20 protein-coding genes and 1 riboswitch are annotated in these 25,366 nt (G+C 41.5%); of the genes, 8 read left to right on the top strand and 12 right to left on the bottom strand.

The annotated features are described in order from the left end of the window. Positions 1-133: 133 nt before the first annotated feature. From HUS61_RS15155 to HUS61_RS15125, 7 genes are all read right to left on the bottom strand, one after another. Positions 134-4,138 (bottom strand): PKD domain-containing protein, encoded by a 4,005-nt coding sequence (locus HUS61_RS15155; protein WP_175083056.1) that lies wholly within the window; start codon positions 4,136-4,138, stop codon positions 134-136. Positions 4,139-4,244: 106 nt separating this feature from the next. Further along, positions 4,245-5,249 carry a hypothetical protein gene (locus tag HUS61_RS15150; protein ID WP_063529148.1) on the bottom strand — a complete coding sequence of 335 codons (1,005 nt, stop codon included), beginning with the start codon at positions 5,247-5,249 and terminating at the stop codon, positions 4,245-4,247. Next, positions 5,249-6,190 (bottom strand): autotransporter outer membrane beta-barrel domain-containing protein, encoded by a 942-nt coding sequence (locus tag HUS61_RS15145; RefSeq protein ID WP_175083057.1) that lies wholly within the window; start codon positions 6,188-6,190, stop codon positions 5,249-5,251. Before HUS61_RS15145 ends, HUS61_RS15150 begins: the two co-directional genes overlap by 1 nt. A gap of 212 nt (positions 6,191-6,402) precedes the next feature. Further along, complete coding sequence (gene acnB, locus HUS61_RS15140) at positions 6,403-9,000, bottom strand: bifunctional aconitate hydratase 2/2-methylisocitrate dehydratase (protein WP_054563469.1); 2,598 nt, start codon at positions 8,998-9,000, stop codon at positions 6,403-6,405. 282 nt (positions 9,001-9,282) lie between these two features. Continuing rightward, positions 9,283-10,353, bottom strand: a complete 1,071-nt coding sequence (locus HUS61_RS15135; RefSeq protein ID WP_054563468.1) for an OmpA family protein — start codon at positions 10,351-10,353, stop codon at positions 9,283-9,285. Between the two features lie 466 nt (positions 10,354-10,819). Further along, on the bottom strand, positions 10,820-12,232 hold the full coding sequence (locus HUS61_RS15130; protein WP_175083058.1) for a YdiU family protein: 1,413 nt from the start codon (positions 12,230-12,232) through the stop codon (positions 10,820-10,822). Between the two features lie 8 nt (positions 12,233-12,240). Continuing rightward, the gene (locus HUS61_RS15125; RefSeq protein WP_175083059.1) at positions 12,241-12,936 is read right to left on the bottom strand and encodes a DNA-3-methyladenine glycosylase I; all 696 of its coding nucleotides are present in this window, start codon (positions 12,934-12,936) and stop codon (positions 12,241-12,243) included. Positions 12,937-13,119: 183 nt separating this feature from the next. Beyond that, a riboswitch (Lysine riboswitch) is annotated at positions 13,120-13,316 on the top strand. Between the two features lie 137 nt (positions 13,317-13,453). Here HUS61_RS15125 and dapA point away from each other — a divergent pair. From dapA to HUS61_RS15100, 5 genes are all read left to right on the top strand, one after another. Next, positions 13,454-14,338: a 4-hydroxy-tetrahydrodipicolinate synthase gene (dapA, locus tag HUS61_RS15120; RefSeq protein WP_175083060.1), complete on the top strand. Its 885-nt coding sequence runs from the start codon at positions 13,454-13,456 to the stop codon at positions 14,336-14,338. A 14-nt stretch (positions 14,339-14,352) separates the two neighbouring features. Next, the gene (locus tag HUS61_RS15115; protein ID WP_054552405.1) at positions 14,353-15,093 is read left to right on the top strand and encodes a 2,3,4,5-tetrahydropyridine-2,6-dicarboxylate N-succinyltransferase; all 741 of its coding nucleotides are present in this window, start codon (positions 14,353-14,355) and stop codon (positions 15,091-15,093) included. Further along, on the top strand, positions 15,093-16,298 hold the full coding sequence (locus tag HUS61_RS15110) for a PLP-dependent decarboxylase (protein WP_175083061.1): 1,206 nt from the start codon (positions 15,093-15,095) through the stop codon (positions 16,296-16,298). Before HUS61_RS15115 ends, HUS61_RS15110 begins: the two co-directional genes overlap by 1 nt. A 5-nt stretch (positions 16,299-16,303) precedes the next feature. Then, positions 16,304-17,422: a succinylglutamate desuccinylase/aspartoacylase family protein gene (locus HUS61_RS15105; RefSeq protein ID WP_054563463.1), complete on the top strand. Its 1,119-nt coding sequence runs from the start codon at positions 16,304-16,306 to the stop codon at positions 17,420-17,422. A gap of 186 nt (positions 17,423-17,608) precedes the next feature. Then, positions 17,609-18,646, top strand: a complete 1,038-nt coding sequence (locus HUS61_RS15100) for a phospholipase A (RefSeq protein ID WP_054563462.1) — start codon at positions 17,609-17,611, stop codon at positions 18,644-18,646. A gap of 48 nt (positions 18,647-18,694) precedes the next feature. Here HUS61_RS15100 and HUS61_RS15095 read toward each other — a convergent pair whose 3' ends face one another. Beyond that, entirely contained in the window at positions 18,695-19,588 is an 894-nt protein-coding gene (locus HUS61_RS15095; protein WP_054563461.1) for a bifunctional GNAT family N-acetyltransferase/hotdog fold thioesterase, read from the bottom strand. Between the two features lie 228 nt (positions 19,589-19,816). Here HUS61_RS15095 and HUS61_RS15090 point away from each other — a divergent pair, with 228 nt between their 5' ends. Further along, a complete protein-coding gene (locus HUS61_RS15090; protein ID WP_054563460.1) occupies positions 19,817-20,506 on the top strand; it encodes a spermidine synthase in 690 nt (229 codons plus the stop codon). Positions 20,507-20,513: 7 nt separating this feature from the next. On the opposite strand, the gene dtd is transcribed toward HUS61_RS15090, so the two are convergent. The 3 genes from dtd to HUS61_RS15075 are packed head-to-tail and all read right to left on the bottom strand — an operon-like array spanning position 20,514 to position 22,790. Beyond that, on the bottom strand, positions 20,514-20,951 hold the full coding sequence (gene dtd / locus HUS61_RS15085) for a D-aminoacyl-tRNA deacylase (RefSeq protein WP_130167197.1): 438 nt from the start codon (positions 20,949-20,951) through the stop codon (positions 20,514-20,516). Then, positions 20,939-21,892, bottom strand: coding sequence for an alpha/beta fold hydrolase (locus HUS61_RS15080; RefSeq protein ID WP_175083062.1), 954 nt, complete (start codon positions 21,890-21,892; stop codon positions 20,939-20,941). Before HUS61_RS15080 ends, dtd begins: the two co-directional genes overlap by 13 nt. Positions 21,893-21,917: 25 nt before the next feature. Further along, the gene (locus HUS61_RS15075; RefSeq protein WP_175083063.1) at positions 21,918-22,790 is read right to left on the bottom strand and encodes a virulence factor BrkB family protein; all 873 of its coding nucleotides are present in this window, start codon (positions 22,788-22,790) and stop codon (positions 21,918-21,920) included. Positions 22,791-22,876: 86 nt separating this feature from the next. Between HUS61_RS15075 and HUS61_RS15070 the strand changes: the two genes are divergently transcribed. Further along, on the top strand, positions 22,877-23,533 hold the full coding sequence (locus tag HUS61_RS15070; protein ID WP_175083064.1) for a DUF2959 domain-containing protein: 657 nt from the start codon (positions 22,877-22,879) through the stop codon (positions 23,531-23,533). 133 nt (positions 23,534-23,666) lie between these two features. Continuing rightward, on the top strand, positions 23,667-24,758 hold the full coding sequence (locus HUS61_RS15065) for an MBL fold metallo-hydrolase (protein WP_175083065.1): 1,092 nt from the start codon (positions 23,667-23,669) through the stop codon (positions 24,756-24,758). Between the two features lie 15 nt (positions 24,759-24,773). On the opposite strand, the gene HUS61_RS15060 is transcribed toward HUS61_RS15065, so the two are convergent. Then, positions 24,774-25,199 (bottom strand): BLUF domain-containing protein, encoded by a 426-nt coding sequence (locus tag HUS61_RS15060; RefSeq protein WP_175083066.1) that lies wholly within the window; start codon positions 25,197-25,199, stop codon positions 24,774-24,776. Positions 25,200-25,366 lie beyond the last annotated feature (167 nt).

Raw genomic sequence — 25,366 nt, 5'->3', positions numbered from 1 at the left:
GCGTTTTTATGTAAACCAGCAAGATATATTGGATAATTTTAAGATCGTTATAGACATTTTTTAGAATATTTAATCTAAAAAATAAAAACAGCCACAAATGTGGCTGTTTTAGGTTGCACAATTTACGACAAGTTTAATTGCTCATAGAAAGGGAAACTTGATCTTGTGACTGACAACTATTGCCTGCCAAATACTTACAGAAAACGAGTTCGGTGCGATTGTTGCTTATAAGCTCAAGCAGCGTGTCTTGGCCATTTTCAATAAATGACAATTTACCATCAACCAACTGAGCACCTGTGATACTTTGCTCTCCAATCGTCAGTGAGTAATCGTAAGACTGACTATCTTCATTATAATCCTGCTCACTTAATGACCATGCTGTGCCATCGCTTTCATATAAAGTGAAGCTATATAAGTCGTAGTCGTAGAATTTATCAACTGCTGTTGAAGTAGCATAATCATGTACATATAGATGTGCAGATGATTTTTCTAGCATCCCAGTACCATTATCATCAAACGCCACAGTACGCTCGACAAAATAACGGGCTTCATCAATAGCAATTAGCTTGTAAACAAACTCACCATAAAGGAAACATGTATCCAAGCTAGTATCACAGAAATCAATTGCTTCCCAACTTCCTGAGCTAGTATCTACATAAAGCCTTCTAATATAGCGGTTATTAATAAAGCTTCCCTGATACGAACTTGTTCCAAAGGTAAAGAAGATTTCACCATCGTCATAAATTTGGATTTCAGCCCAATGCGAATCAATATCATGACCCTCTCTGAACTGATGACGACCAGAAAAATTACTTGCATTAATGGCTACTTCATTACGTTTAACAAACATGCCTGCATCAACATAATCCCCCTCGTTATCATTACCCTTATCTAAAAATTGGTAACCAACGTTGATGTTTTTAGTAAAATAGAGTGTATCTGTTGAATTATCACTGCTGTGATTAAGTACTAAATTGCTATCAATGATCTGCCAACTAAACGTATCTTGCTCATCACTCAAAATATCTATGTAAGAGCCTGTTCCATCAGCATTGATCTGCATATTTAATAGCACTCCTCCTTGTTCAGCGCTTACAGCCCATTGCCCTACGACATCATCACTAACAACGGCAATTTCATCGCCATCAGAAAATGCATAAACATTGGAACTTTCAGTGCTGGTATTCACTAAAACGTCATTCTCATAATAGCTATATTCAACTGTTAGCCAATGCCAATTAAGCCCTTTTTCTGCCATTGGCATTAATTCAGCGTAACTAATCTCCGTGCGATACTGAACCTCAGTCATGCCATCAGGGAAAGAGGTATATTCTTCCACGACAATACTATCGATAGGTGATAACTCAATGTGATCATCAACTTCATACCAGTTGATATTTGAACTACCGTTGAGAGTTACAGCGCCAGTGTTATCCGCATTTAGTAATAAGCCCAAGGCTGGTGCATTATATAAATCACTATTATTTAAAATATATTCGCCAGCGGCTAATAATGCAGGTTTAAATGTTGCTGTAATTTCGCAATCAGCACCTGTGGTATAGACAAGGTAATAATCTCCTTCAATATATCCTTCGCATCCTGTAATTTCGTCAACAACATACCCTTCATCTGGGCTAATTACGAAAGACGCGTATTGGTACCAATACGAAGTTTGGCTGCTAGGTGAGAGACTACCATTCTGAGATGGGTTGACTGTTAACGTTACTTTAGGGCGCTTAGGTAAGTAACTAATTTGCATATCAGCTGAACAACTGCTTCCTTGCTGATATCGGCAAATAGTAACAGCATTTTCATCCGCAGAAACCAGTTCAACAAACCACGTATTGCCATCAACTTGATAGCTTAAGACGCCATCATTGAACGTTGCTATATGCTCAACACCATCAAAACGGACAACATACTCCACTTCACCTAAATCATTGTATTGAATGTAAATAGCATCTGTTGAGCCATCATCTTTGTAAAGAGAAATCGCACCATCTAATAGCTCTTCAGTAAAAGCTGAGTATGACAAGTCTTTACTATATTCATAAATGAATACCGATTTAACTTCATCATATGCCTCACCAGCCATAGTGTAATAAGTTAGCGTTCTAATTATGTAGTAGGTGCTACCAACGATATTAATGAATTCATGTTGCATTTCACTTTCAAGGTAACAGTCATCAGCAAAGCCATCACAACTTGAAACAAGACCATATGTTTCTGAATAAAAGCGTTTTCTAGAGAAGTTGCCATCTTCAATATGACCTTGGAAACTTGAGTTCCCTAAACCAATAGCGACACTACCATCAGGGTAAATATTCAAATCATAAGATTGAGAAGTACCAACAAAACCATGCCAACGACCAATAATATCCTCATCGGTTGTTGTCACATTCGCTTTTTTAACCATTAAGCCTGTTAATGTATTACTTGGCTCATCAAAACTAGTGTCTAATGCAACCACTTGGTAGCCCGCAGAGAGAGCTTTTGTAAACCAAAACTCAATTAACCCAGTTTCACCGTTTTCATCATAACTAATAGATAACTTAGTATCATTGAGCTCCCAACTAAATACCTCAGTACTCTCACCCGTTACATCCCCTGTACCATCGGCATAAAAGCGCAAAGTTTCAGGTTCATCATCAGATGACGCAGAATCATAATCATTGTCTCTTAGGTCTAAAACCCATGTGTTTTCAGTTAACTCGGTAGTATTTAGTGCTATTGTTTTAGCTTTATCAATCAGGTTAGTTGTATAGGTTCGAGTAATTGAAGGTTCCACAACGGGTTCACTACCATTTTGGTAGTCCAATGTTCTTTGTGTGGTTTGAGTCACTTCAATCGTTCTGAAAACCTCATTTTCTGCTAAAACTTGAAAACTAATATCTGTTAATTTTGTTTGCCCAATATAAGATTCATTGCCATCGTTATATTCATCAGTGTAAGTCACTACACTATTTGCTAGTGTTAAGGTATACACCCCTGATTCTTTACTCATTGTCAGTGTTGAGCTTGTATTTGCATTAAGTTCACCCGTACCGTCACTTGCCAGAACAAGGTGATATGCATCATTGTTATAATAACGAGGTGAGTTAACTATAAAATCACCGACAATAGGCTCATCGCTATCAGAAACTAAGTTTTCATCTTTTTTAATTTCTTCTTTCGTCTCTTCAATGAGATCTGGATCTTTCTCATTTACTTCATCTTCAAAATTCTTAGCGATATCTTCGTCACTGACAAGATCGAGTGTGCTTTCTACGCCTTCAGGGAGAACATAATCTGCATTATCCACGATGATTTTGATGAGAGTTGCCAATAAGATCTTTTCGTCAGCATCAACATTTAGCAGTGCTGCGTTTAGCTCTTCGACTGATTGAGGTTCTTCATTATTACGTGTTAAAAGCGCATATTCTGCGGTCGTTACATTCGTGATGTTGACGCCAAAGTTGTCTTCACTATCAAGCGTATTATCCTCACCAGCCTGTTCCAATAACGCTTGAATTGAGCTTAGCTGTGAAACAAAAACAACCCCAGGGTTGGTGCTATCAAGACCTTTTGCTTTAACCAGCACAAGCTTATCACTTGCAGATTCGTCCACAACAAGCTCAATCGTATAGCGACCGGTTTGATCTGCATTGACCGAAAAGACGTCACTACCAACATTAATCTCTAACTCTGCATTAGCAATTGGCTGATCCGTTACTATCCCGGTAATTGTCACTGTTGAAACATTTCGTTTAAATATAACGCTATGCTTTGCTGAAGCTGTTGCTCCATCGTTATCGGTTACAGTGACAGTGAAATTAACCGTTGTATCAGCGTCTATATCGGGTGTTTGAAAAGTAGCTTCAGCACTCGTTAATCCATCACTTTGTACAAAGTCAAAACTAGCATCAGATGTCCAACTGTAAGAGGCAATGCTACCGTCACTATCTGTGGCAGCGGCACTTAATTTAAAAGAAGCCTGCTCTGCACCTTCTGATTCGGCACTAATAGTAACTGTTGGACTTTGATTAACGGGGTCTACAGGATCTGGTTTAGTTTCAGAGTCACTACCTCCACCTCCCCCACACCCAACTAAAAATAAGGTACCAATAACTGCAGCCAACAGCCGCTTATGAATTAACATACATACTCCATTATATTCACTTATAGCAGGGAAATTCTTAGCCATATAAACGCTAAATCCCTTAACGTTGATAAAAAGCCACAGCGAACTGTGGCTCTTGGTTTACTCAATTAATTGCTTTTCTTACTTGTTGAAGCTGCTCCTGAAAAGAGAGGCCTCTCAGATCACCCAAACCAGCAGCCATGGTCAATGCATAAATTTCACTTTCTAGACTCAGCATGTGCGCTTCAACAGTGTCTTTATCAATAGCCGATTTTTGGGCTAAGTACTCAGCATAGAGACTATTAATACGGTCGATTTGTAATGACAATAAAGCAGCGTGTTGTTTAATTTGCTCGTACTCACGATAGTTAGCTTTACTAAATGTTTCACCCTGCTCTAATTGTTTTCGAACGTCCTGATAAACTGTCGGAAATATATCGACTTTTTTTGAGTTAGCTAGCCCATAAATTTTTTCGATATACTGAGAGAAATAAAACTGTACAACGGCGTCTTTCTCTAAATCAATGAGTTGCTCTAATAGCTTAGGTACATACTCAGCAACTTGCTGCTCTTGCCCGTCAATGAGCATTTCCTTTAATTGTTGATGTTGCTTATCGAGCTCTCGATAACGCTTTTCATAAGATGTTTCAGCATCCAATTGATCTAAAATGGCAAACTCATCTCTAATTGGCTGTAAAACCGATGTGATCCTTTGCTTGGCAAGCTGCGCTTCAGTAACCAAGGAAATGACCTCCTGACTTTGAGACATGACTTCATCTGCAACCGTGTCAGATGAGAACAGTGACGCACTTTTTAAAGCATGTTCAGGAGCTAAACGCAGTTCATTAAACTCAGGCTCAAGCACCGCCCAAACTTTACGAGCCTTAGCTACACGCTCCTCATCAAATTGCGCTAAGTTCTCCGTATCTATTTGGTTATAAGCTGTAAGTGCTTCTTGGAAAACACTTTGGGCTTTTTCATAGGCTGCCTGTATTTGTTCGGGGGTCGCCTGTTCTTCTCCTGTAATACTACTCGCAAGAGAACCTAAATCTTGCTGAACAGAATCAATGGTTTTACACCCTGATAAAGAGAATAAAAGTAATGAGCTAATTATGGCGAACTTGTTCATTAATAGCTCCACTGCAAACCAACTGCAAAAGACACATTACTATATTCGACTTCAGGTACGCGCAGACGTTGACCATTTTCAAGATTCTTAGTCACTATATCGCGAGATTTGTATTGCGCATCAATACCGCCCATTAACGCAATATGTGACATTATTTGATAACGTAGCCCGACTCGTCCTAACACACCCCAGCCATTAAAACTGTCGGTTAATGTAGTTGTTTCAAATTGAGTATTTTGAATTTCAGAGTACATGGGTGTACTCAATTCAGCTTCTGCATACCAGCTGTACTTATTAAAACTGTCTTTTAAACGACTATCGTAACGGGCACCTAAAGTAAGCAAGATACCCATTTGATCTTCTGACACAGAGACCACGGGGCGTAGCTGGGAGTTATAATCTTGTTGGTCGCCCACATTGTTCGCGTTATTCATACCCGGTAAGGTAAAACGAGCGGGGTTATCTGGATCATCTGAGATAGCAATCAGTGCCTCATCAAATGCCGCTGCACCTGGTTGCACAAAAGCAAAATTTGAGCGTGTAAAACTAGAAGTAAAAAACTTAGTGCCTAAAGTAAACTGTACGGCTTTTGAAAAATTATAAGCACCTTTAAAACCGATCTCATTCGCTTTTGTTTTAAATGCATTTTCTTGAATATCGCCAAACTCTGCCAAATGCCAAGTTTCAGTTTCAATTTCGGTAGAAATTGTTGCAGCACTTTCAATATAGAATCCCCAATCATCATCAATCCCTGTGTATGATATCTGTCGTATTGCGGGATTGGTTACATCAATTGACTGGCTCAACTTGCCAAACCCTGCTACATCATTGAGAGTCTCACTATAGCTAATCGTTTCAAAACCGAGTCGGACTTCACTAAAAGAGGGGTTAACAGCAAGAGCCGAACCACTAAGGGGGAGTAAAAGAAGAAGTGCTTTCATTGTTCAATTCCTTGATTTGCAAAATCTATGCAGCCAAGAAATGATGCCCGCTTTCCTTGGTTACAACATTAAACACAAAGTTACAACTGTTAACTTTTAACAATAATCAGTGTAGACAAATGTATTAATTTTACAAACCAAAGTGAACAAAAACTTAATAAAAAAGCCCGCTAGGTGCGGGCTTTTATACTAGTAAATTTAATTATTACTAATTATACAGCTTGCTGAACGATCACTTGGTCTGCCTTTTTAGTGTATTGAGGCATACGGTGGAAGTTCAGGTAACGATAAGTATCAGCTGCAGTTGCATTGATCTTATCTGCATACTCTTGGTACTCAGCAGGTGTAGGTAATTTACCTAAGATTGCCGCTACTGCTGCAAGCTCTGCTGATGCTAAGAATACGTTAGCGCCAGTACCTAGACGGTTAGGGAAGTTACGCGTAGAGGTAGATACAACAGTTGCTTTATCAGCAACACGTGCTTGGTTACCCATACATAGTGAACACCCTGGAGTTTCGATACGCGCACCTACGCGACCAAAGATACCGTAGTAACCTTCATCAGTAAGCTGGTCTTTATCCATCTTCGTTGGTGGTGCAACCCAAAGTTGAGTTGGGATACGACCACTGAAACCATCTAGTAGTTTACCTGCAGCACGGAAGTGACCGATGTTAGTCATACAAGAACCGATGAATACTTCGTCGATTTTCTCGCCTGTTACGTCAGAAAGAAGACGTGCATCATCTGGGTCATTTGGAGCACAAAGGATTGGCTCTTTGATGTCTGCAAGATCGATTTCGATTACATGCTTGTACTCTGCATCAGCGTCAGCTTCCATAAGTTCAGGGTTAGCTAACCACTCTTGCATTGCATTGATACGACGCTCAATAGTACGAACATCACCGTAACCTTCAGAGATCATCCATTTAAGCATTACGATGTTTGACTCTAGGTATTCAGCGATAGACTCTTTAGAAAGTTTAACTGTACAACCTGCAGCTGAACGCTCAGCTGACGCATCAGAAAGCTCGAAAGCTTGCTCAACTGTTAGGTGCTCAACACCTTCGATTTCTAGTACACGACCAGAGAATTCGTTGATCTTACCTTTCTTCTCAACAGTAAGAAGACCTTCTTTAATACCGTAGTAAGGGATAGCATGTACTAGATCACGTAATGTGATACCTGGCTGCATTTCACCTTTGAAACGTACTAAGATTGACTCAGGCATATCAAGAGGCATTACACCAGTTGCAGCTGCGAATGCTACCGCACCTGAACCCGCTGGGAATGAAATACCTAGAGGGAAACGAGTATGCGAGTCACCACCAGTACCTACTGTATCTGGTAATAACATACGGTTTAACCATGAGTGGATTACACCGTCACCTGGACGGAGTGATACACCGCCACGGTTCATGATGAAATCAGGAAGTGTGTGGTGAGTGTTTACGTCGATTGGCTTAGGATAAGCTGATGTATGACAGAAAGACTGCATTGTTAAATCTGCAGAGAAGCCTAAACATGCTAGATCTTTAAGTTCGTCACGCGTCATAGGACCTGTTGTATCTTGCGAACCAACAGTTGTCATTTTCGGCTCACAGTATTGGCCAGGACGTACGCCAGGCATGTTACATGCTTTACCAACCATCTTCTGAGCTAATGTGAAGCCTTTACCAGAATCAGTTACAAGAGCAGGCTTGCGGAAGATATCTTCAGCTTCCATACCTAGTGATGCACGCGCTTTATCAGTTAAACCACGACCGATGATTAGTGGAATACGACCACCAGCACGCACTTCATCAAGAATTACGTCTGATTTAAGAGAGAAAGTAGAGATTACTTCATCAGTACCGTGACGCTTAACAACACCTTCGTATGGGAAGATATCGATTTGGTCACCCATGTTTAACTCATCAACAGGTAGTTCGATTGGCAATGCACCAGAGTCTTCCATTGTATTGAAGAAGATAGGAGCGATTTTACCGCCTAAACATACACCACCAACGCGTTTGTTTGGTACGTGAGGAATATCATCACCCATGAACCAAAGTACAGAGTTAGTTGCAGATTTACGAGAAGAACCCGTACCAACTACATCACCAACGTATGCAAGAGGTAAACCTTTCGTTTTAAGCTCTTCTAGTTGTGAGATTGGACCAACTTCACCTGGTTTTTCAGGATTGATACCATCACGTTCGTTCTTCAGCATTGCTAAAGCGTGTAGTGGAATATCAGGGCGAGACCATGCATCTGGTGCAGGAGAAAGGTCATCTGTATTTGTTTCGCCAGTTACTTTGAATACGGTAACTGAGATTTTTTCAGCAACTGCAGGCTTGTTTACAAACCATTCTGCATTTGCCCACGATTCGATTACTTGCTTAGCAAATTCGTTACCTGCTTTCGCTTTTTCTTCTACATCATAGAAAGCATCGAACATTAATAATGTGTTTGATAAACCTTTAACAACGATCGGCGCTAACGCTTCGTCATCTAGAAGATCAATCATAGGTGCGATGTTGTAACCACCTAGCATAGTACCAAGTAGCTCAGCTGCTTTTTCTTTTGATACAAGTGGAGAGCTCGCTTCACCTTTTGCAACTGCAGCTAAGAAACCTGCTTTGATGTAAGCAGCATCATCAACACCCGGTGGTACGCGGTTAACTAGAAGATCAACGATAAACTCTTCTTCGCCTGCCGGTGGGTTTTTGATTAATTCAATAAGATCAGCCGTTTGCTGAGCATCTAATGGCGCTGGTACGATACCTAACGCGGCACGTTCTTCTACGTGTTTACGATATTCTTGTAGCACAATATTGCCCTCTTGGTGACGTGAAAGTACTCGGTAGTATTAAGCTAAATACCAATTAAGACCCAGTACTTATAGTATTCTGACGGTTAATTATAAAGCTTTTAAGTATAGATGAAAATCCATGCTGTAAGTAAGGAGTTTAATATTCACTATAAATACCATGAATAGTACTAGAAAAAAACGCTATTCAAATGAATATTTATTAAGAATCATTCCTATCTACTTTAGAAATGAAAAAACCCAGCACTAGGCTGGGTTTTCAAATTTGCGTAAAGGGTTAGATTAACGCTCTACTTTTACACGCTCAATTACAGTTACTTTCGCTTCAACACGACGGTTTTCAGCGTGAGCTTCTGGCGTATTTGCTGGGTTTTTAAGGCGCTCTTCACCTAAACCAACAGTAGTAAGACGCATTGGGTCAATACCGTCTTCGATTAGTTTCTTAGCAACAGCATCAGCACGTTTCTTAGATAACCACTTGTTGTAGTCAGCTTTACCTACTGATGAAGTGTGACCTTCAAGTACTACGTCAGTACCTGGGTGCTCTTTTAAGAACTTAGCAGCGCGGTCAATATCATCTAAGTATTGTTGAGATACTTTAGAAGTGTTGTTAGGGAACGTGATTAGTAAGCTCTTAGTTACTTCACGATCTTCATATAATGTACAGCCAGTACCATCAACAGCGTCAGTCATTGGCGTGTTTGCACATTGGTCATCAGCATCAGGGATGTTATCGCCATCGCTATCAACTGGCTCAACCGCAACAGGAACAACTGTTGGAGCAGGTTCAACTGGCTCAGAAGCTGAGCTTTGCGCACCAAAGATGTAGCTTAGGCCTAATTTAGCGCCAACATCTGTGTAACCACGGTCAAGACCTTGGTATAAAGATGTTTCAGCGTTAAACGCAAAGTTATCTGTGAAGTAGTGTTGGTAACCAGCACCTACGTTTGCGAACATTAGATCTTCGTCAACCGCATCAAGATTTTTAAGACCGAAAATACCGTAGAATGGACCACCACCTAAGTGATATAAAGCGTCAATACCGTAACGTTTGCCACTTTCAGTACCGCTAACAGAAGTACCGTCATTTAGATCAGCTTTCCAATCGAAGTCCATGTCAGCATATTCTAAACGAGCGCTCCAGTAATCACTAAAACGGTAACCTAGCTCTAAACCCCAACCTGTAGAGTCATCAACATCAAGGCCACCAGGAGTATAGTCGCGAACATTTTCCCAAGAATTGTCATAGTAGTCGCCAAATGCGCCGATGTAGAAACCTTGCTTTTCGGCAGCGAAGCTTGAAGCACTAGTTGCAGCAAGTGCTAAAGCAATAGTAAGTGATTTTAATTTCATTGTTTCCTTCCCATTTTCACAATTAAAATTGTAGCTAAGTCAAACCAGCTCAATCAGTTTAAACAGAGTAGTCGACTAATAGTTAATCAAAACTTAACGAACTCGGTACAGAACAAAAATCTTGCCGAGTAATTTCAGTCAATTACCCAAATAATAGGTTATCTAAATAACTTTGCGTAACAATGCCTTTAGATCGCTTTGTTATGATTAGGTGAAAGTCGATTCAGCCTAATCTACTGACTTCAAAACCGATAAAAGTCCATTCCCAATTACATTATTATATTGGTTATTTTTAAATCAACAAGTTGAAAGCAACTTTATTTGTAAATTTTCGTTAAAAAGCAAAACTTTAGTGCTATTTTATTGATATAAATCATAACACTGGCAGCTAACTTGCTCAATCAACGAACACTCAGATTTAAAAAAATGAGCATTTACAATTGTTATCAACCATAAAGATTAACCCTTAAGTACCACAAAAAGTTTGGTAATTACAATCACCTTCTTTCGGAGGTTGATACCATGCCGCAAATTCTTCCTCATACTCATATGGTTTTTGAATAACTTTTAAAAACTCATTGATTGATGAACTAGATCCAGTCTTTTCATACTCAGCCAAGATCATTTCAATATTATGATTACGCGGAATGACTGCAGGATTAACGGCTCGCATTGTGTTGTAACTTTCAGCTGATGTTCTGAGCCTCCATTTTGAAACCCACCCTTTTAAATTAGAATCTATAACAAAGTCTTTTACTAAAGATTCAGTAAGAGCATTGAAAGTGTTGGTGTAATCAAGTTGGTGTTGCTTCATTAACCCCAGTAACTCTGAAATTAAAGCGTGATCGCCTTCTTGCTGACCTGCTAATCCTAATTTCTGCTGCCACATAGTATTAAATGCATCATTAAATTTAGCAGCAAAACCATTCACAACCGGTGAGAGTTGCTCAACGGCACTCTCTTGAGCAGCAAATAAAGGGATTAAGCTTTCAGCCAAACGTGCAATATTCCAATTGGCTATATTGGGTTGATTACCAAATGCATAACGTCCTTGATGGTCAATCGAACTGAACACCGTGTCTAGGTCAAACTGATTCATCATCGCACAAGGACCATAGTCAATGGTTTCACCACTAATCAAGGTATTATCGGTATTCATCACGCCATGTATAAAGCCAATTCGCATCCAGCTGATAACCAGCTCAATTTGCTTATCGAGTACGGCAGTTAAAAATTCAATATAACGCTGCTCACCCGTGCTGCTAATGTCAGGGAAATGACAATTAATTGCGTAATCAACGAGCTTTTCTAGCCCTTCTATATCACCTTGGGTAGCTAAGTATTGAAATGAACCCACACGGATATGGCTTTTAGCTAGGCGAGTAACAACTGCCCCTGGGCGTGGTGGCTGACGATATACCGTTTCACCAGTTGTAGCCACAGCTAAACAGCGCGTAGTCGCTATACCTAGCGCATAAAGCGCCTCACTCATAATGTACTCTCGTACAGCTGGACCAATAGCACAGCGACCATCACCACCACGTGAGAATACCGTTGCTCCAGCGCCTTTTAGCTGCAAGTCCCACAATGTGCCATCTTTATCTGCAATAGCGCCAAGCAAATGTGCTCTGCCATCGCCAAGACGCGGTGAAAAATGACCAAATTGATGACCTGAGTAACCAAGTGCAACCGGTGAAACATCTTTATCTATTGTTGAACCAGATAGTAATTTAGCTAAGAATTCGCTGTCGTGATTAATCGCAAAATTATCAGCGAGCTTGTTATTGAAGAGCAGCAATTGCGGCTCAGCAACGGCGCTAGGCATATCTTCAATCGCAAGTAGTTCACTAATATCTGTGTATCGAGTTTGCAGTTTCATAACCGTCCTTAACGTGTTGCGACACCTACGCGGTTATCACCTACACCATAAGCCACAAGCTGACTAAGTGCCTGCAGGCTGTAGCCACTTTGCTGTTGTAATTCATTGAAGAAGTCTTGCGCCGCTTGTAACGATTTTTTAGTTTGTAAGCCGCCATCAATCAACTCATGGGCACGCAAGTAGGCTTCTACATCGCGAGAAAGCAAAAAGGTATCTTTACCAAGCGCTCGCAAAGCGTAAGGGCCAGTATTTCCCCCTAGACGCGCACCATGCTTTTTAAGATAGGCCCACAAACCAATAATATTGTCAGTTGGCCAATCTGCAATAAATTGGCTAAAACTGCCATGTTTCTCGGCAACTTCGTGGATCATGTACGCATTTTCTGGGATCGTTTGTACTTTTTTAAAATTACGAACAATTCGCTCATCACTGGCTTTTTGCTCAAGCATATCTGGCGGCATCATCAACAACTTTTCTACGCTGAAATCCCAAAACACATCACGAAAACCAGCCCATTTATTATTGATAACAGACCAATAAAAACCGCTTTGAAAGACTTTACGCGTAAACTCTTCTAACCATAAATCGTCATGCATTTTGGCAATATCAGTATCATCGAGCGGGTTTGATAACAATGCATGCAGCATTTCTTCGCTGCCTTTTCGAGATACGGCTCGCAGATAAATATCGTTAAATTTTTCCATCATTTTTCCAATTTATTTGGTTAACGCTAAGTGTACGTAAAAACACGCTTATACGTAACCATGTTGCAAAATCGGTCACTAAAAAACAAATCCTTCGCCTTGACACCTAGATGGCTAAAATGCTTTAATCGCCGCCAATACCCTATTTAACTATGTTGGCTTTAACCTTTAAAGCGAGCATAAAGGGCTGGAAGAGGTGCGTTATTCAGGTAGCGTATGGGAAGAGCACAGACTCTGTTGATCATACGTGAGGGGAATTAACGCCGAGAAATAACACCGTTTGTGAGGTGCTTATTTCGGGCGACTGGGCTGAATCCCAGCGACTGTCACCAACAATAGCATAGCGCTATTGATTAGTTTGGTGGAGAGCTTCTGGTCTTAGTATAATAAGGCCGTCGCGTCTTTATTATTTTAAGCCCATTCGCTCTTCGAATTATACCTTGTTCGAACGACGACATGCGGCTCCATTCAAATGTTCCCGCATAAACTCTTCGAATACCTTATAAGTTCGTGAGAGATGATCAACAATTTTGATTTAAACGACTATCCATTGTGGACAGCGCTTGTCACGCCATTTTCTGAATCTGGCGAGGTCGATTACACGGCCCTTGAACAACTGGTCGCTGAGCAGCAAGATGCAAATAACGGCATTTTATTGCTTGGCAGTACCGGTGAAGGACTGGCGCTTTCACTCAAAGAGCAACAAGCCATCGTTGAGCATGTTTGCCAATTAGCACCGAGTGTCCCACTCATGGTTGCTGTGGGCGGCATGAACCTTAAGCAACAAGTTGCTTGGGTTGAATACTGCAACCAACTACCTATTCATGGCTACCTGTTAGGTTCACCTCTGTATGCAAAACCTGGGGTTGTTGGGCAAACACATTGGTTTGAAAGCCTACTAGACGCAAGTAACCACCCTTGTATGTTGTATAACGTACCAGGGCGCAGCGCAGTTGAGATTTCACCACAGGTGATCAAAAACCTTGCTGAGCACAGAAATCTTTGGGCTTTAAAAGAAGCCAGTGGCGACATTAGCAAATTTGAAGGCTTTAGAACGGCATCACCAACACTGGCTATTTTCAGTGGCGATGATGCACTTATGCCATATTTTGCTCAAGCTGGTGCAAAAGGTTTAGTTTCGGTTGCCGCGAATGCTTGGCCGAGTCAAACCCATGAGTTTGTTAAACGCAGTTTAAGTGGTCAATACCCAAATCTATTCACCGATTGGTCGCAAGCAATCCAAAGTTTATTCGCTGTGGCAAATCCAATCCCCGTAAAAGTACTGATGCACCTGCAAGGTAAAATAAATACCCCGCATTTACGTCCGCCGCTTACGCATTTAGAGCTTGAGCAAACAGACAGCATCACCCACGCAAACAACACTATTTTATCTTGGAACTAAAAACAGGTTTTATCATGAGCTGGTTAGAATTATTAAACAATTTAGAATCAGGCGCAGTTCGCGCAGCAACACAAGACGAGAACGGCAACTGGCACGCCAATGTTGAAGTTAAACAAGGCATTTTAGAAGCCTTTAAAAACGGCACTAATACTGAGTTCCCAGGTGGTTTTGTTGATAAGCACAACTTAGCACCACAAGGCTTTGCAGCAGATGCTGGCGTGCGTATGGTACCAGGTGGTAGCAGTGTTCGCCGTGGCGCACACGTTGCCAAAGGCACGATTATCATGCCACCAGCATATGTGAATATTGGTGCGTTCATCGACGAAGGTACTATGGTCGATAGCCACGCATTAGTGGGTTCATGCGCACAAGTGGGTAAAAATGTTCACCTAAGTGCTGCAGTACAATTAGGTGGTGTACTAGAGCCAATTGGCGCTAGCCCTGTGGTTATTGAAGATGACGCATTCATCGGCGCAGGCTGCGTTATTGTTGAAGGTGTGGTTGTGAAAAAAGGTGCTGTACTTGCGCCAGGTGTACGCTTATCTGCAACTATTCCTGTCTACGATTGCGTTAACGAGCGCCAGCTAGACAAAGGTGAAGCCATCCCAGAAAACGCGATTGTGATCCCAGGCTCTCGCCCTGCTTCAAATGCATGGGCTCGCGAGCAAGGTCTAAGCATGTCTTGTGCATTGATCGTGAAATACCGTGATGAACAAAGCGATGCATCATTACTGTTAGAAGAGGTTTTACGTTAATGAGCTTTTTGAGCACGCCCATCAAGCAAGCGGTTGAACAAGTTTCAACACATCTTGATACGCCATTTTTTATCTATGATTTAGATAAATTAACTGCACATTTAAATCAACTGACTGCGCAAACCGATGTGAAGCTTTGGTATGCCGTAAAGGCCAACCCACTGTCTCGCATTATTCAATGTTTAGACAGCGCAGGGTTTAACTTTGATGTTGCAAGTAAAGGTGAACTTGAGCAAGTACTTGCTCAAGGCATCGATAGCGAGCGCGTGCTCAACACAGGGCCTGCAAAGAGCCCTGCACAAATTTCACATTTCATTGCTCGCGGCGTACGTACTTTTGTGGCCGAGAGCGTTAACCAAGTTCGCTGGTTAAACGAACAAGCAACAAAAGCAAATTGTCAGCTGCAAGTTCTATTGCGCGTACAACTTCGTTGGCCAGACAGCGAAAAGAACCCTCTTGGTGGCGATAGCCTTACTCCTTTTGGTTTGGGCTGTGATGAGTGGCAAGCACTCACTGTAAGTGATTACCCAGCTCTTAGCTTTGATGGTCTGCATATTTTCCAATGGGGCAATATGCTAAGTACTGACAAGCTCGCCGAGCTATGGCGTGCGATGATTGCGCCATTACAACAGCTAGCAAGCTCAATAAATATTAACCTTAATATTCTCGATTTAGGGGGTGGCTTAGGTATTCCTTATACGCAAGATGCTAACCGACTTGATTGGTCTGCACTTATCGAGACTCTGGCGGCTATTAAAGCGGATGCTGGTGTCAAAGAGCTTTGGATGGAACTTGGCCGCTATGCGGTGGGCGAATGCGGCCATTACGCAACGCCGGTTGTTGAGCGCAAAGAGAATTACAATCAACAACAGGTGATTTTATCAGGCGGCATTAACCATTTACTTCGCCCTGCTGTAACAAGCCAAGATTTTCCTGCAGCCTTACTTCGCGAATCGACGGCTGAGCCTGCGGCAATGACTTTATACGGCCCTCTTTGCACCGCCCTTGATTGCTTAGGTGAGCACCAATTAGCGAGCGATTTAAATGAGCAAGACTGGTTGGTATTCAGCCAATGTGGTGCGTACGGCTTTACCGAAAGTATGCCGTACTTTTTATGCCACGAATTAGCGGCTGAATACATCCTTGAACAAGGCAATATTGAGTGTATCCGTAGCGCTGAAGATGCCAGCTATTATTTAAGGTAATCGCCATGAGTAAAGAGTTAATCAGCCAAGAGAATATTGTGGTTGGCGAGATTGCCAACGGCCTACCACTGACAATTCCTGTGTATCGCTTAAAAGGCGATGGCACGGGACCAAACGTGTATATACAAGCAAATATGCACGGCGCTGAAGTACAAGGTAATGCAGTAATTTATCAATTGCTTGAGCAGCTAAAATCACTCAAGCTGCGTGGCGATATTACCCTAGTTCCTTATGCTAACCCTATTGGTTGCAACCAAAAATCAGGTGAGTTTACTTTAGGTCGCTTCGACCCAATCACGGGCACCAACTGGAACCGCATGTACCGCTTTAATAAAGCGTTACCGTCACAGATTGCTGAACAGCATAAAGACAGTGATGATGCGACCCTTAAAGCTGCATTTAAACAGGCACTCGTTGCTGACATCGACAGTCAATTAACGGGTCCTGATTACAGCCTAACAACGGGTAAGCGCATTGCTCTTAACTTGCAAAAGCTTGCCCACCAGGCTGATATCGTTTTAGACCTTCACACGGGGCCTATCTCGAGTAAGCACTTATATTGCCCTGAATACGCCAAAGACAGCGCAAGCTACTTCAACATCGAGCATGTGTTACTGATCCCAAGTGATTTTGATGGCGCGATGGATGAAGCGAGTTTTTGCCCATGGTGGTCACTATCTGAAGAGCTTGCCAAACAAGGCCGTGAATTTGCTGTTCAAGTAGAAGCATTCACTGTTGAACTTGGTAGCCAAGAAAAAATCGATTTAAGTGCGGCTTTTGAAGATGCAAATAGCATTTTAAGTTACCTCAATCAAAAAGAGGTATTAGTTGATGCTGCGTATCATCCAAAAGCGATGACACGTTATGCCTGCATGCTTGAAGATTATGTAGCTTACTACGCACCTATGGGTGGCATGGTCGAGTATCTTGCCCCACTGGGTGGCCATATTAAAGCTGGTGAGCCTATCGCCCGCATTTTAAGAATGGAGCGCTACCTTTCTGAGCAGCCGCTACAAACATTAAGTTTTGATAAAGACGCCATTGCTATTTTGCATTTTGCTTCAGCAAGCGTGAATCAAGGTACCGAACTTTATAAGTTTTTTACCAACGTATTTGAGCTATAAGCTCATCCCTTCTCATTGCGTGAGAGTCAACGGCTTATGCCCTTAGGCCGTTACAGCAGGGCTCCAAGCTTAGCTTGGGGCTCTCTATTTACCTAAAATTTCAACAATTCAGTACAAGTTCACGGTTACTTATGTAAAAATCGTTATAATTATACCTACTTACAAGTCTACTGAAAGGGAACTGCAATGGGATGGCGCATTTGGCTGGCAGCAGCTGGCTTATTTTCTGTACCTGTATTTGCTCAAACTGAACAACCACAAACTAACGAACAAGATGACGCGCTAGAACTCGTAAAGCAGTGTATTTTGAACGAAGCGATTGGCGGTGACGGTAAACAAACACTCGAAGAACTTCGTAAAAAATGCTCAGACTTAGACGAGAGTAAAAAGCTCACCGCTTTAGATAAGCGTAAAGCCCGTGAAGAAGTGAGCAAGAAAAACCGTAATGTGATCACCCCACATAAGCGTAACTACATATTACCGCTTTCATACGTATCTAACCCGAATGAACGTCCTTTTGATGGTTTAAAAGATCTTGCAGAGCAAACTGATGGCGAGCCACTTGATAATCTTGAAGTGAAATATCAACTTTCAATTAAAGTGCCTATCTTCGAAGGCTTTTCAGATAAAGATCAGGGCGTATTCTTTGCGTTTACCATGCAATCGTTTTGGCAGTTTTATAACAAAGATATTTCATCACCATTTCGTGAAACAAATTACGAACCAGAGATCTTCTGGGTGAACTACCTTGATCCTGAGCATGTGCTTTGGGGCGATGAAATGGCAATTGCAATTGGTGCCTCACATCAATCGAATGGCCGAAGCCAGCCTAACTCACGTTCATGGAACCGTATCTATGCCGATTTCCTATGGGAAAAAGATGGCTTTGTTTTTAGCTTTAAGCCTTGGTATCGCATTCCTGAAGATAAAAAAGACGATGAGCTAGAAGCCCGTGGCGATGATAATCCAGATATCTACAAATACATGGGTTACTTTGAGTTTTCGGGTGCATACCGTTACAACGAGCATGAATTTAGCTTTATGACCCGTAATAACTTAAATTCAGATAACCGTGGTGCAATCCAATTAGATTGGTCTTTCCCTCTTTGGGGCCGATTACGTGGCTACGCACAATATTTTAATGGTTATGGTGAGAGCTTGATTGATTACAACGCCGATATTGAACGTTTTGGTGTGGGTATTCTGTTAACTGACTTGCTTTAACTTCAATAGATGAAGAGCGAGCTTTAAATAGCTCGCTCTAAATAGTCGTTATTTTTTAACGATGAAGTGACCTTCAAATTCTGCTACTAACACATCGCCATCGTATACATTTACTGGCACATGGTAGCTTGCTTTACCACTGTCTTCTAAATCAGCTAATTTGCCTTTACAACCAGCCAGCTCAACACTACCACGAGGGTCGTTATTGAGTGGTTTAAGGTATTTAATGTTGGCATCAGCTAACACGATATTTCCTTCAAGACCTGCTTCTTTCAGCGCTAGGTAAGTTGCGCCCCACCCTGTTAAGGTTGCTAAACTATAAATTGAACCCGCAAACATAGTGTTATGAAGGTTTAAGTTCGCATCTAAATCAGCGCGGGTAGTAAACTGCCAATCGGTATAGCTTTCAACTTTAATGCCCATCGCATCACTGATTGGGATCGACTCACGCCACGTGTTTTGCAGTACTTGTGTCCAGTTTGGATGACGGAACCAACCCGGCTCAGAGGGCTTTTGTTTTACCATTTTCCAATGCTGTACATCGTCATAGGCAAGGTGCGCTTTTTCTTTTAATTCGTAGCCATGACGTTTATAGAAATCAAGAGCTCGCTCACGAGCAAACAATACCAGCTCGTCAGCATCTTGAGTCCATGCGATTTTTTCTAATTCATGTAATAAACGGCTACCAATATGCTGGTTACGATTACCTTCAGCGACCGCCATATAACGAACTTGCGCTTGCTGATGATTGTTAAAATGCAGGCGGGCTACACCTAATACTTCGCCGTCATTATTTTTGATAAAGCGGTGCTCAGCGTCTTGTTCTAAGTCATCTTGCTCAGAACCACGCGGCTCGCCCCAGGGTGCTCTTAAAACCTGCCAACGTAATGAATAGTACGCTTGCCAATCTTCGCTGCTTTGTGGGGTGGTCACTTTAAACATAAAAACTCCTGTGATAATTCAGCCACTGTCTGTTGTTTTTCTGTCGTGGCCTTTGGAATGCGAATTACGATACGCGATCTTCTAACAAGTTGGAATAATACTTTGGTGACCCAGCCTAAATTATTATTCTGAGCTGTAAAAACTAATGCACAATTGCACTTTAAGCCTGCTGGTCTATGCTGAAATAATTGTATTATTTTAATAAATAAATAGCTAAAGGCCCGAAATATGGAACATTTTCTTGAACCCAGTGGCGCAGTAAAACATAGTTTTATTGAGGACTGCCACCGATTAGGGCAACTCATCTATTGGCATAAACAAGGCAATTACAGTATTCAAGTTAGGCAACTTAACCAATTACGCTGGTTACTGATCAACGAAACTCTGCAATCGGTCATTGAAAAACGCCGACCTGCCAGATTACTTTTCCCGCATTTACAATACCTTGCAAAGCTTTGGCAAGACTTAGAAGAACCTAAAAAGATTTTAGAACTAGGGCTGGGCGGTGGTGCTATTCGTAATTACTTACAGCACACCTACCCTGACAGCCAACTGACATCGGTTGATAAAAACCCCGACATAATTCACTGCTATAAACGTTACTTTGGTGGCGATCATGCCAATAATCTGCACTGTTTTGATGCGCAGCAAGTATTAGAGCAAAACAACGAATACAATTGGATTATCCTAGATTTATTCAGTGAGGTAGATGCGCCATTATTTTTATACAAGCACCAGTTTTACACCAAACTAAGAGCAGCGATGGCAAAAGATGGCTTGTTGTTCATTAATTTTTTATCTAATCACCCATCGCAACTAAAACAACTTGAGCACCTGCTAATCACCGAGTTTGGCAAGCGCCCAAGCATTGTAAAAATCCCCGACTACGTGAATCACATCGTGATGATCAAAAAATAGTTGTCTGTTAAACAGATAAATTAAAAGTAACGGGACCATCGTTACATAGGCTTACTTGCATATCAGCACCAAACTGCCCTGTAGCCACTGTTAAGCCCGCTTTTTTAGCCTCAGCAATAAAATACTCATAGAGCGTATTGGCTTGTTCTGGCGTACCAGCACTTGAAAAGCTTGGACGCATACCCTTTTTAGTGTCGGCCGCTAAGGTAAACTGCGAAACCACTAAAAGCTCCCCCTTAATATCATTCAAACTTAAGTTCATCTTTCCTTGTTCATCGGTAAAAATGCGGTAATTGCTGACTTTGTGTAAAAGCTTTTGAGCGCTTTGCTCGGTGTCCTGTTTTTCAACACCTAATAGCAGCAAAATACCTTGTGAAATTTCACCAACTACTTCGCCTGCCACTTCTACTTTTGCTTGTTTTACTCTTTGAATTAAGCCTTGCATTGATCCCTCGATAACTTGATATACATTAAATCTGCGGCACGTCGCATTGCCGCCAAATATACCTGATTATCACTGCTGTGCCCAATGCCATCTAAAATCAATAATTGTGCATTTAACCGTTCAGCAAGCTGCTGTACGGCACTATATCGACAGATCAAATCGGCGCGGCCATGAATAAACCAAATAGGTAAATGAGTCAGCAGATGTGCATTTTCTGCGATAAAGCCTTCTTCAATGAAACAGTGATGACGAAAATAATGCACCATTAACTTTGCTTGATTTAACCCGACATGGGGCTCCTGTAAACTCCAGTTTGTCAAAGGCTCACCATGACATAGCACCTGCTCCCAATGACACCATAACTTGGCAAATTTACTGGCTTTAATTTGATCATCATTGTTTAGTTGCTGCTGATAAAAGTCGAGTAAGGCACGCCAATCAGTGTAATCATGTGCAAATTCATTAAAGCACTCAGGGTAAAAATGCGCGCCGGCTCCTTTTGTTGTGTAAAGCCACTCAAAGTCACTGTTACATGCTAAAAAGCTAGCCCGTAAAATAAGCCCTGCAACATGCTCTTGGTGATGAATAGCATAGACAAGTGCCAAAGTGGCACCCCATGACTCACCACACACCAGCCACTTTTCAATACCCAGTTGCTGGCGTAAATACTCGAGATCGGCGACTAATTCTGAGGTTGTATTGGTTGAACTATCATGGGGGGTTGAGTGACCGCAACCGCGCTGACTGAACATGATCACCCGAAAACGTTCTAAGTCGAAAAAGCGGCAGTTTTCAGGGCATAGACCCGCACCAGGCCCGCCATGGCATAACACCACAGCAATCCCTGTAGACGCACCATATTCTTGCACATGGATTTGATGACCATCGCCAACACTCAAGTGATAATCACGGTTGGCAACATATTGTGGATGTAACTGCACCTCGCTCTCCTTAGGTGCAGTGAATTTAAACCTCTATATCAGGCGTGTCCTCGATATTCTCAGGGCTGATACATACAGTAAATTCTGCACCGAGTAATACGACAATCCACGACAAATACACCCATACAAATAAAATAGGGATTGTCGCCAACGCCCCATAAATAACTTCGTATGATGGGAAGTGGCTGATGTACAAAGCAAAGCCTTTTTTTGTCAGCTCAAACAACATAGCTGCAAACAAAGCGCCCGGAATTGCCGCTCTAAATGGAACTCGTGTGTTAGGAACTAAAGTATAGAGCATAATGAAGCCAATCATTGAAATTATGTAAGGTAATAATTTCAATAAAAAGCCGCTAAAGCCGGGGATACCTTGATCGGCAAACGACACTAACGACACTATGTATGAAGTAACACCAATACTAGCCCCTAATAACACAGGGCCTAAACTAAGCACCATCCAATAAACGGCAAACGAAATCATCATTGGACGCTTTTTCTTAATACGCCAAATTCGATTTAATGTAGCATCGACATTGCGAATAAGTAACAAAGATACTGCAGCTAAAAAACCCACACCAACGGCAGTCATTTTATTCGCATTACCGGCAAAAGCGCTGATATGCTCTTTAATTACATCTGTAGAGGTCGGCACAAGATTAGTAAACAAGAAATTTTCTATGGTCACTAACGTGCTTTCGAATCCTGGGAAAGCAGAAAAAATAGCCACACCAACCGCCACTAAAGGCACGATTGATAATAAGGTCACATAAGCCAAGTACCCAGCATTAACAGTGATTTGATCGTCAATACAACGAGTAAGATACTGCATCCACCAAGTAGGTTGTTGCTTTAAAAAAGTGCTTAATTGCAACTTATATCGACTGAGCTTCTCATCCATAGAATCTAATTTCTGCTAAAATGTTTTGATAATCATAGCAATCCACCACATAATTTGAAATGAAAGGTACCTAAAAAGGATTCTCAATGAAAAAACTGACACTTTTAAGTGCACCACTATTTGCAGTAACAATGGCATTATCAGGCTGTCAGTCAGCTTACTACTCAGCCATGGAGTCTGTCGGTGTGCATAAGCGCGACATTTTAGTGGACCGCGTAGAAGAAACAAAAGAAGCACAGCAAGAGTCACAAGAAGAGTTTCAATCAGCATTAGACAGATTAACTACGCTTATCAATTTTGATGGTGGTGAACTACAAGATGCCTACAATCAACTGAATGATGATTACGAGTCGAGCTTAGCGGCAGCAAACGACGTAACAAGCAATATCAATAAAGTAGAAGATGTAGCTGAAGCGCTATTTGATGAATGGGCCGATGAGCTAGAGCAATACAAAAGCGCCTCTCTTAAACGTGAAAGCAGCAAAAAGCTCAATGCAACTAAGCGCCAATTTGTTCAACTACTTCGCTCAATGCGCAGCGCAGAAAGCAAAATGGAGCCAGTATTATCATCACTTCATGATAATGTTTTGTACTTAAAACATAATCTAAACGCACAAGCTGTAACTGCTATCAAAGGTGAGTTCACAAGCCTAAAACGCGATATAAAAGTGTTAATGGACGACATGAACAAATCTATCGAAGACTCTAATAAGTTCATTGAGCAAATGAACAAAGCGGGCTAATCAGCTCAAGCTATTAATAACAAAAGCCTACTTAAACGTAGGCTTTTTTATGTAACCTCTTGTTACTTTTTAATGATTTATCTTAAATTTTATTTTGCTAAACTCACTGCAAAGAATAAAAAGTAAGCATGGTATGCATTTAAAAACACTCTCAACACTTATTGCAGCAGCACTTTTAAGTGCATGCAGTAATTCAAACACTGTTAATGTTATTGCCGGTGAAGGCACTATCACTCCGTTAAAAACCGAGGGTGAGTACGAAGGTCGCTACCACAACCTTTATCCGGGTGATAAAGAATACCCAACAACCTGCACCGACAATTGCTATGAAGAGTCAGAACTACTGGTGTGCGATGACAGCAACTCACAATGCCAGTTTCACGCAGAACAAAATGTGCCTGCAATCAACTCAGGTTTTACGGTGCGCTGGTTAGGTCATGCTGGGTTTTATATTCAATCACCAAATGGTGAGCAGCTGTTGTTTGACCCTGTTAAAGATCAGTTTGATTCGCCCGTAGACTTTGCCTTTAAGCTTGCTGGGGGCATTTATCGCAAACCTGGTTTTTGGCCATCACAAGCTGAACTTAATGGCTTAGATGCTGTAATGTACTCACACATTCACTATGACCATTTTAACAAGGCGGATATAGAAGAGATTGGCAATACCCCCCGCTACTTAGTGCCATTAGGGTTTGCAGATAACTTCCCGACGGGTGGCTTTAATATTTCCGAAATGGCGTGGTACGCAAGTACACAAATTAATGATTTAACGATTCATGCGCTGCCAGCTCATCATTTTAGCAGTCGTATAATGGTGCCTTTCATTTACGACGACCACAATAAAGATTTATGGAATGGTTGGTTACTTGAGCAAAATGGTAGAACCTTGTTTTTTGCTGGTGATACCGGTTACTCAAAACACTTTCAAGATATTAATCAAAAATACGGCGAGATTGATGTATGTTTAATGCCTATCGCTTCTTATTACCATGAAGAAAACGGTAAGTGGTATCGCTATGTTCATACAACGCCAGAAGACAGCTTAAACGCCGCGGAGGAGCTAAGCTGTAAAGTGATGATCCCATGGGGTTATGGCAACTCAAGCTGGCAAATGGGTGACCATTCAAGTCACTCTGCATTATTAAGATTACTGCATATGCAAAAACAGATGAACAGCCAAGTTCCTCTTTACATATTGAATGAAGGTGAGCAAGTGTCCCTGTAGTGACACTTACAAGCCCTACATTGTATGTTTGAGCAATGAGTCCCGTAAAGCCAACATAAGTTTATGGGCGCTTCCTGCCGACATGGCTAATGGGTTAAATTCGCTGGTACCTGAATACTTAAGGTTAATAGGGGTCACTTGTTTACTGTAAGGAATGTAACCCATAGACCAATTTTCAAACTCTCTTTCATAAATTTCACAGTAATTCAGCATGATGATATTGCGATGTCTCTTGTCATTAAGAATACGATGATAAGTATCATTAACTGCTTTTCGTGACCCCTCAAGGCATTGCATAAAGTGAGTACTATTAAAACAAAGTAGCCCAGTTACATTACTTTCTGCATTATTCTGCTTAGCTTTCTCGAGAATATCTTCGATGTCATTGGGCCCAAACCCATCGCTAATTTCACTTGTGTAAATCAGTCTAACTAAATACATCTTACTGTCCTGCAAGTTGGATTTAGAAAAGATAGTACAGATGGGGGAGTTAGTAAAAAGTTGCGAGTGGTTAGTAGTTAGTAGTTAGTAGTTAGTGGTTAGTGGTTAGTGGTTAGTGGTTAGTGGTTAGTGGTTAGTGGTTAGTGGTTAGTGGTTAGTGGTTAGTG

The organism is Pseudoalteromonas sp. 0802, from assembly GCF_013350085.1.
In the GTDB taxonomy this organism is placed as follows: Bacteria; Pseudomonadota; Gammaproteobacteria; order Enterobacterales; family Alteromonadaceae; genus Pseudoalteromonas.
The sequence above is the reverse complement of the archived record's forward strand: the minus strand, read 5'-3'. Positions and strand labels throughout refer to the sequence as shown.

What these genes read in the sequence shown, in the direction of transcription:
- HUS61_RS15150 (WP_063529148.1), bottom strand. Translation starts at nt 5,249, where the DNA reads ATGAACAAGTTCGCCATAATTAGCTCATTACTTTTATTCTCTTTATCA.
- HUS61_RS15155 (WP_175083056.1), bottom strand. Translation starts at nt 4,138, where the DNA reads ATGTTAATTCATAAGCGGCTGTTGGCTGCAGTTATTGGTACCTTATTT.
- HUS61_RS15065 (WP_175083065.1), top strand. Translation starts at nt 23,667, where the DNA reads ATGCATTTAAAAACACTCTCAACACTTATTGCAGCAGCACTTTTAAGT.
- HUS61_RS15060 (WP_175083066.1), bottom strand. Translation starts at nt 25,199, where the DNA reads ATGTATTTAGTTAGACTGATTTACACAAGTGAAATTAGCGATGGGTTT.
- HUS61_RS15115 (WP_054552405.1), top strand. Translation starts at nt 14,353, where the DNA reads ATGAGCTGGTTAGAATTATTAAACAATTTAGAATCAGGCGCAGTTCGC.
- HUS61_RS15110 (WP_175083061.1), top strand. Translation starts at nt 15,093, where the DNA reads ATGAGCTTTTTGAGCACGCCCATCAAGCAAGCGGTTGAACAAGTTTCA.
- HUS61_RS15090 (WP_054563460.1), top strand. Translation starts at nt 19,817, where the DNA reads ATGGAACATTTTCTTGAACCCAGTGGCGCAGTAAAACATAGTTTTATT.
- HUS61_RS15145 (WP_175083057.1), bottom strand. Translation starts at nt 6,190, where the DNA reads ATGAAAGCACTTCTTCTTTTACTCCCCCTTAGTGGTTCGGCTCTTGCT.
- HUS61_RS15070 (WP_175083064.1), top strand. Translation starts at nt 22,877, where the DNA reads ATGAAAAAACTGACACTTTTAAGTGCACCACTATTTGCAGTAACAATG.
- HUS61_RS15075 (WP_175083063.1), bottom strand. Translation starts at nt 22,790, where the DNA reads ATGGATGAGAAGCTCAGTCGATATAAGTTGCAATTAAGCACTTTTTTA.
- HUS61_RS15125 (WP_175083059.1), bottom strand. Translation starts at nt 12,936, where the DNA reads ATGGAAAAATTTAACGATATTTATCTGCGAGCCGTATCTCGAAAAGGC.
- dapA (WP_175083060.1), top strand. Translation starts at nt 13,454, where the DNA reads ATGATCAACAATTTTGATTTAAACGACTATCCATTGTGGACAGCGCTT.
- HUS61_RS15095 (WP_054563461.1), bottom strand. Translation starts at nt 19,588, where the DNA reads ATGTTTAAAGTGACCACCCCACAAAGCAGCGAAGATTGGCAAGCGTAC.
- HUS61_RS15130 (WP_175083058.1), bottom strand. Translation starts at nt 12,232, where the DNA reads ATGAAACTGCAAACTCGATACACAGATATTAGTGAACTACTTGCGATT.
- HUS61_RS15105 (WP_054563463.1), top strand. Translation starts at nt 16,304, where the DNA reads ATGAGTAAAGAGTTAATCAGCCAAGAGAATATTGTGGTTGGCGAGATT.
- HUS61_RS15100 (WP_054563462.1), top strand. Translation starts at nt 17,609, where the DNA reads ATGGGATGGCGCATTTGGCTGGCAGCAGCTGGCTTATTTTCTGTACCT.
- dtd (WP_130167197.1), bottom strand. Translation starts at nt 20,951, where the DNA reads ATGCAAGGCTTAATTCAAAGAGTAAAACAAGCAAAAGTAGAAGTGGCA.
- HUS61_RS15135 (WP_054563468.1), bottom strand. Translation starts at nt 10,353, where the DNA reads ATGAAATTAAAATCACTTACTATTGCTTTAGCACTTGCTGCAACTAGT.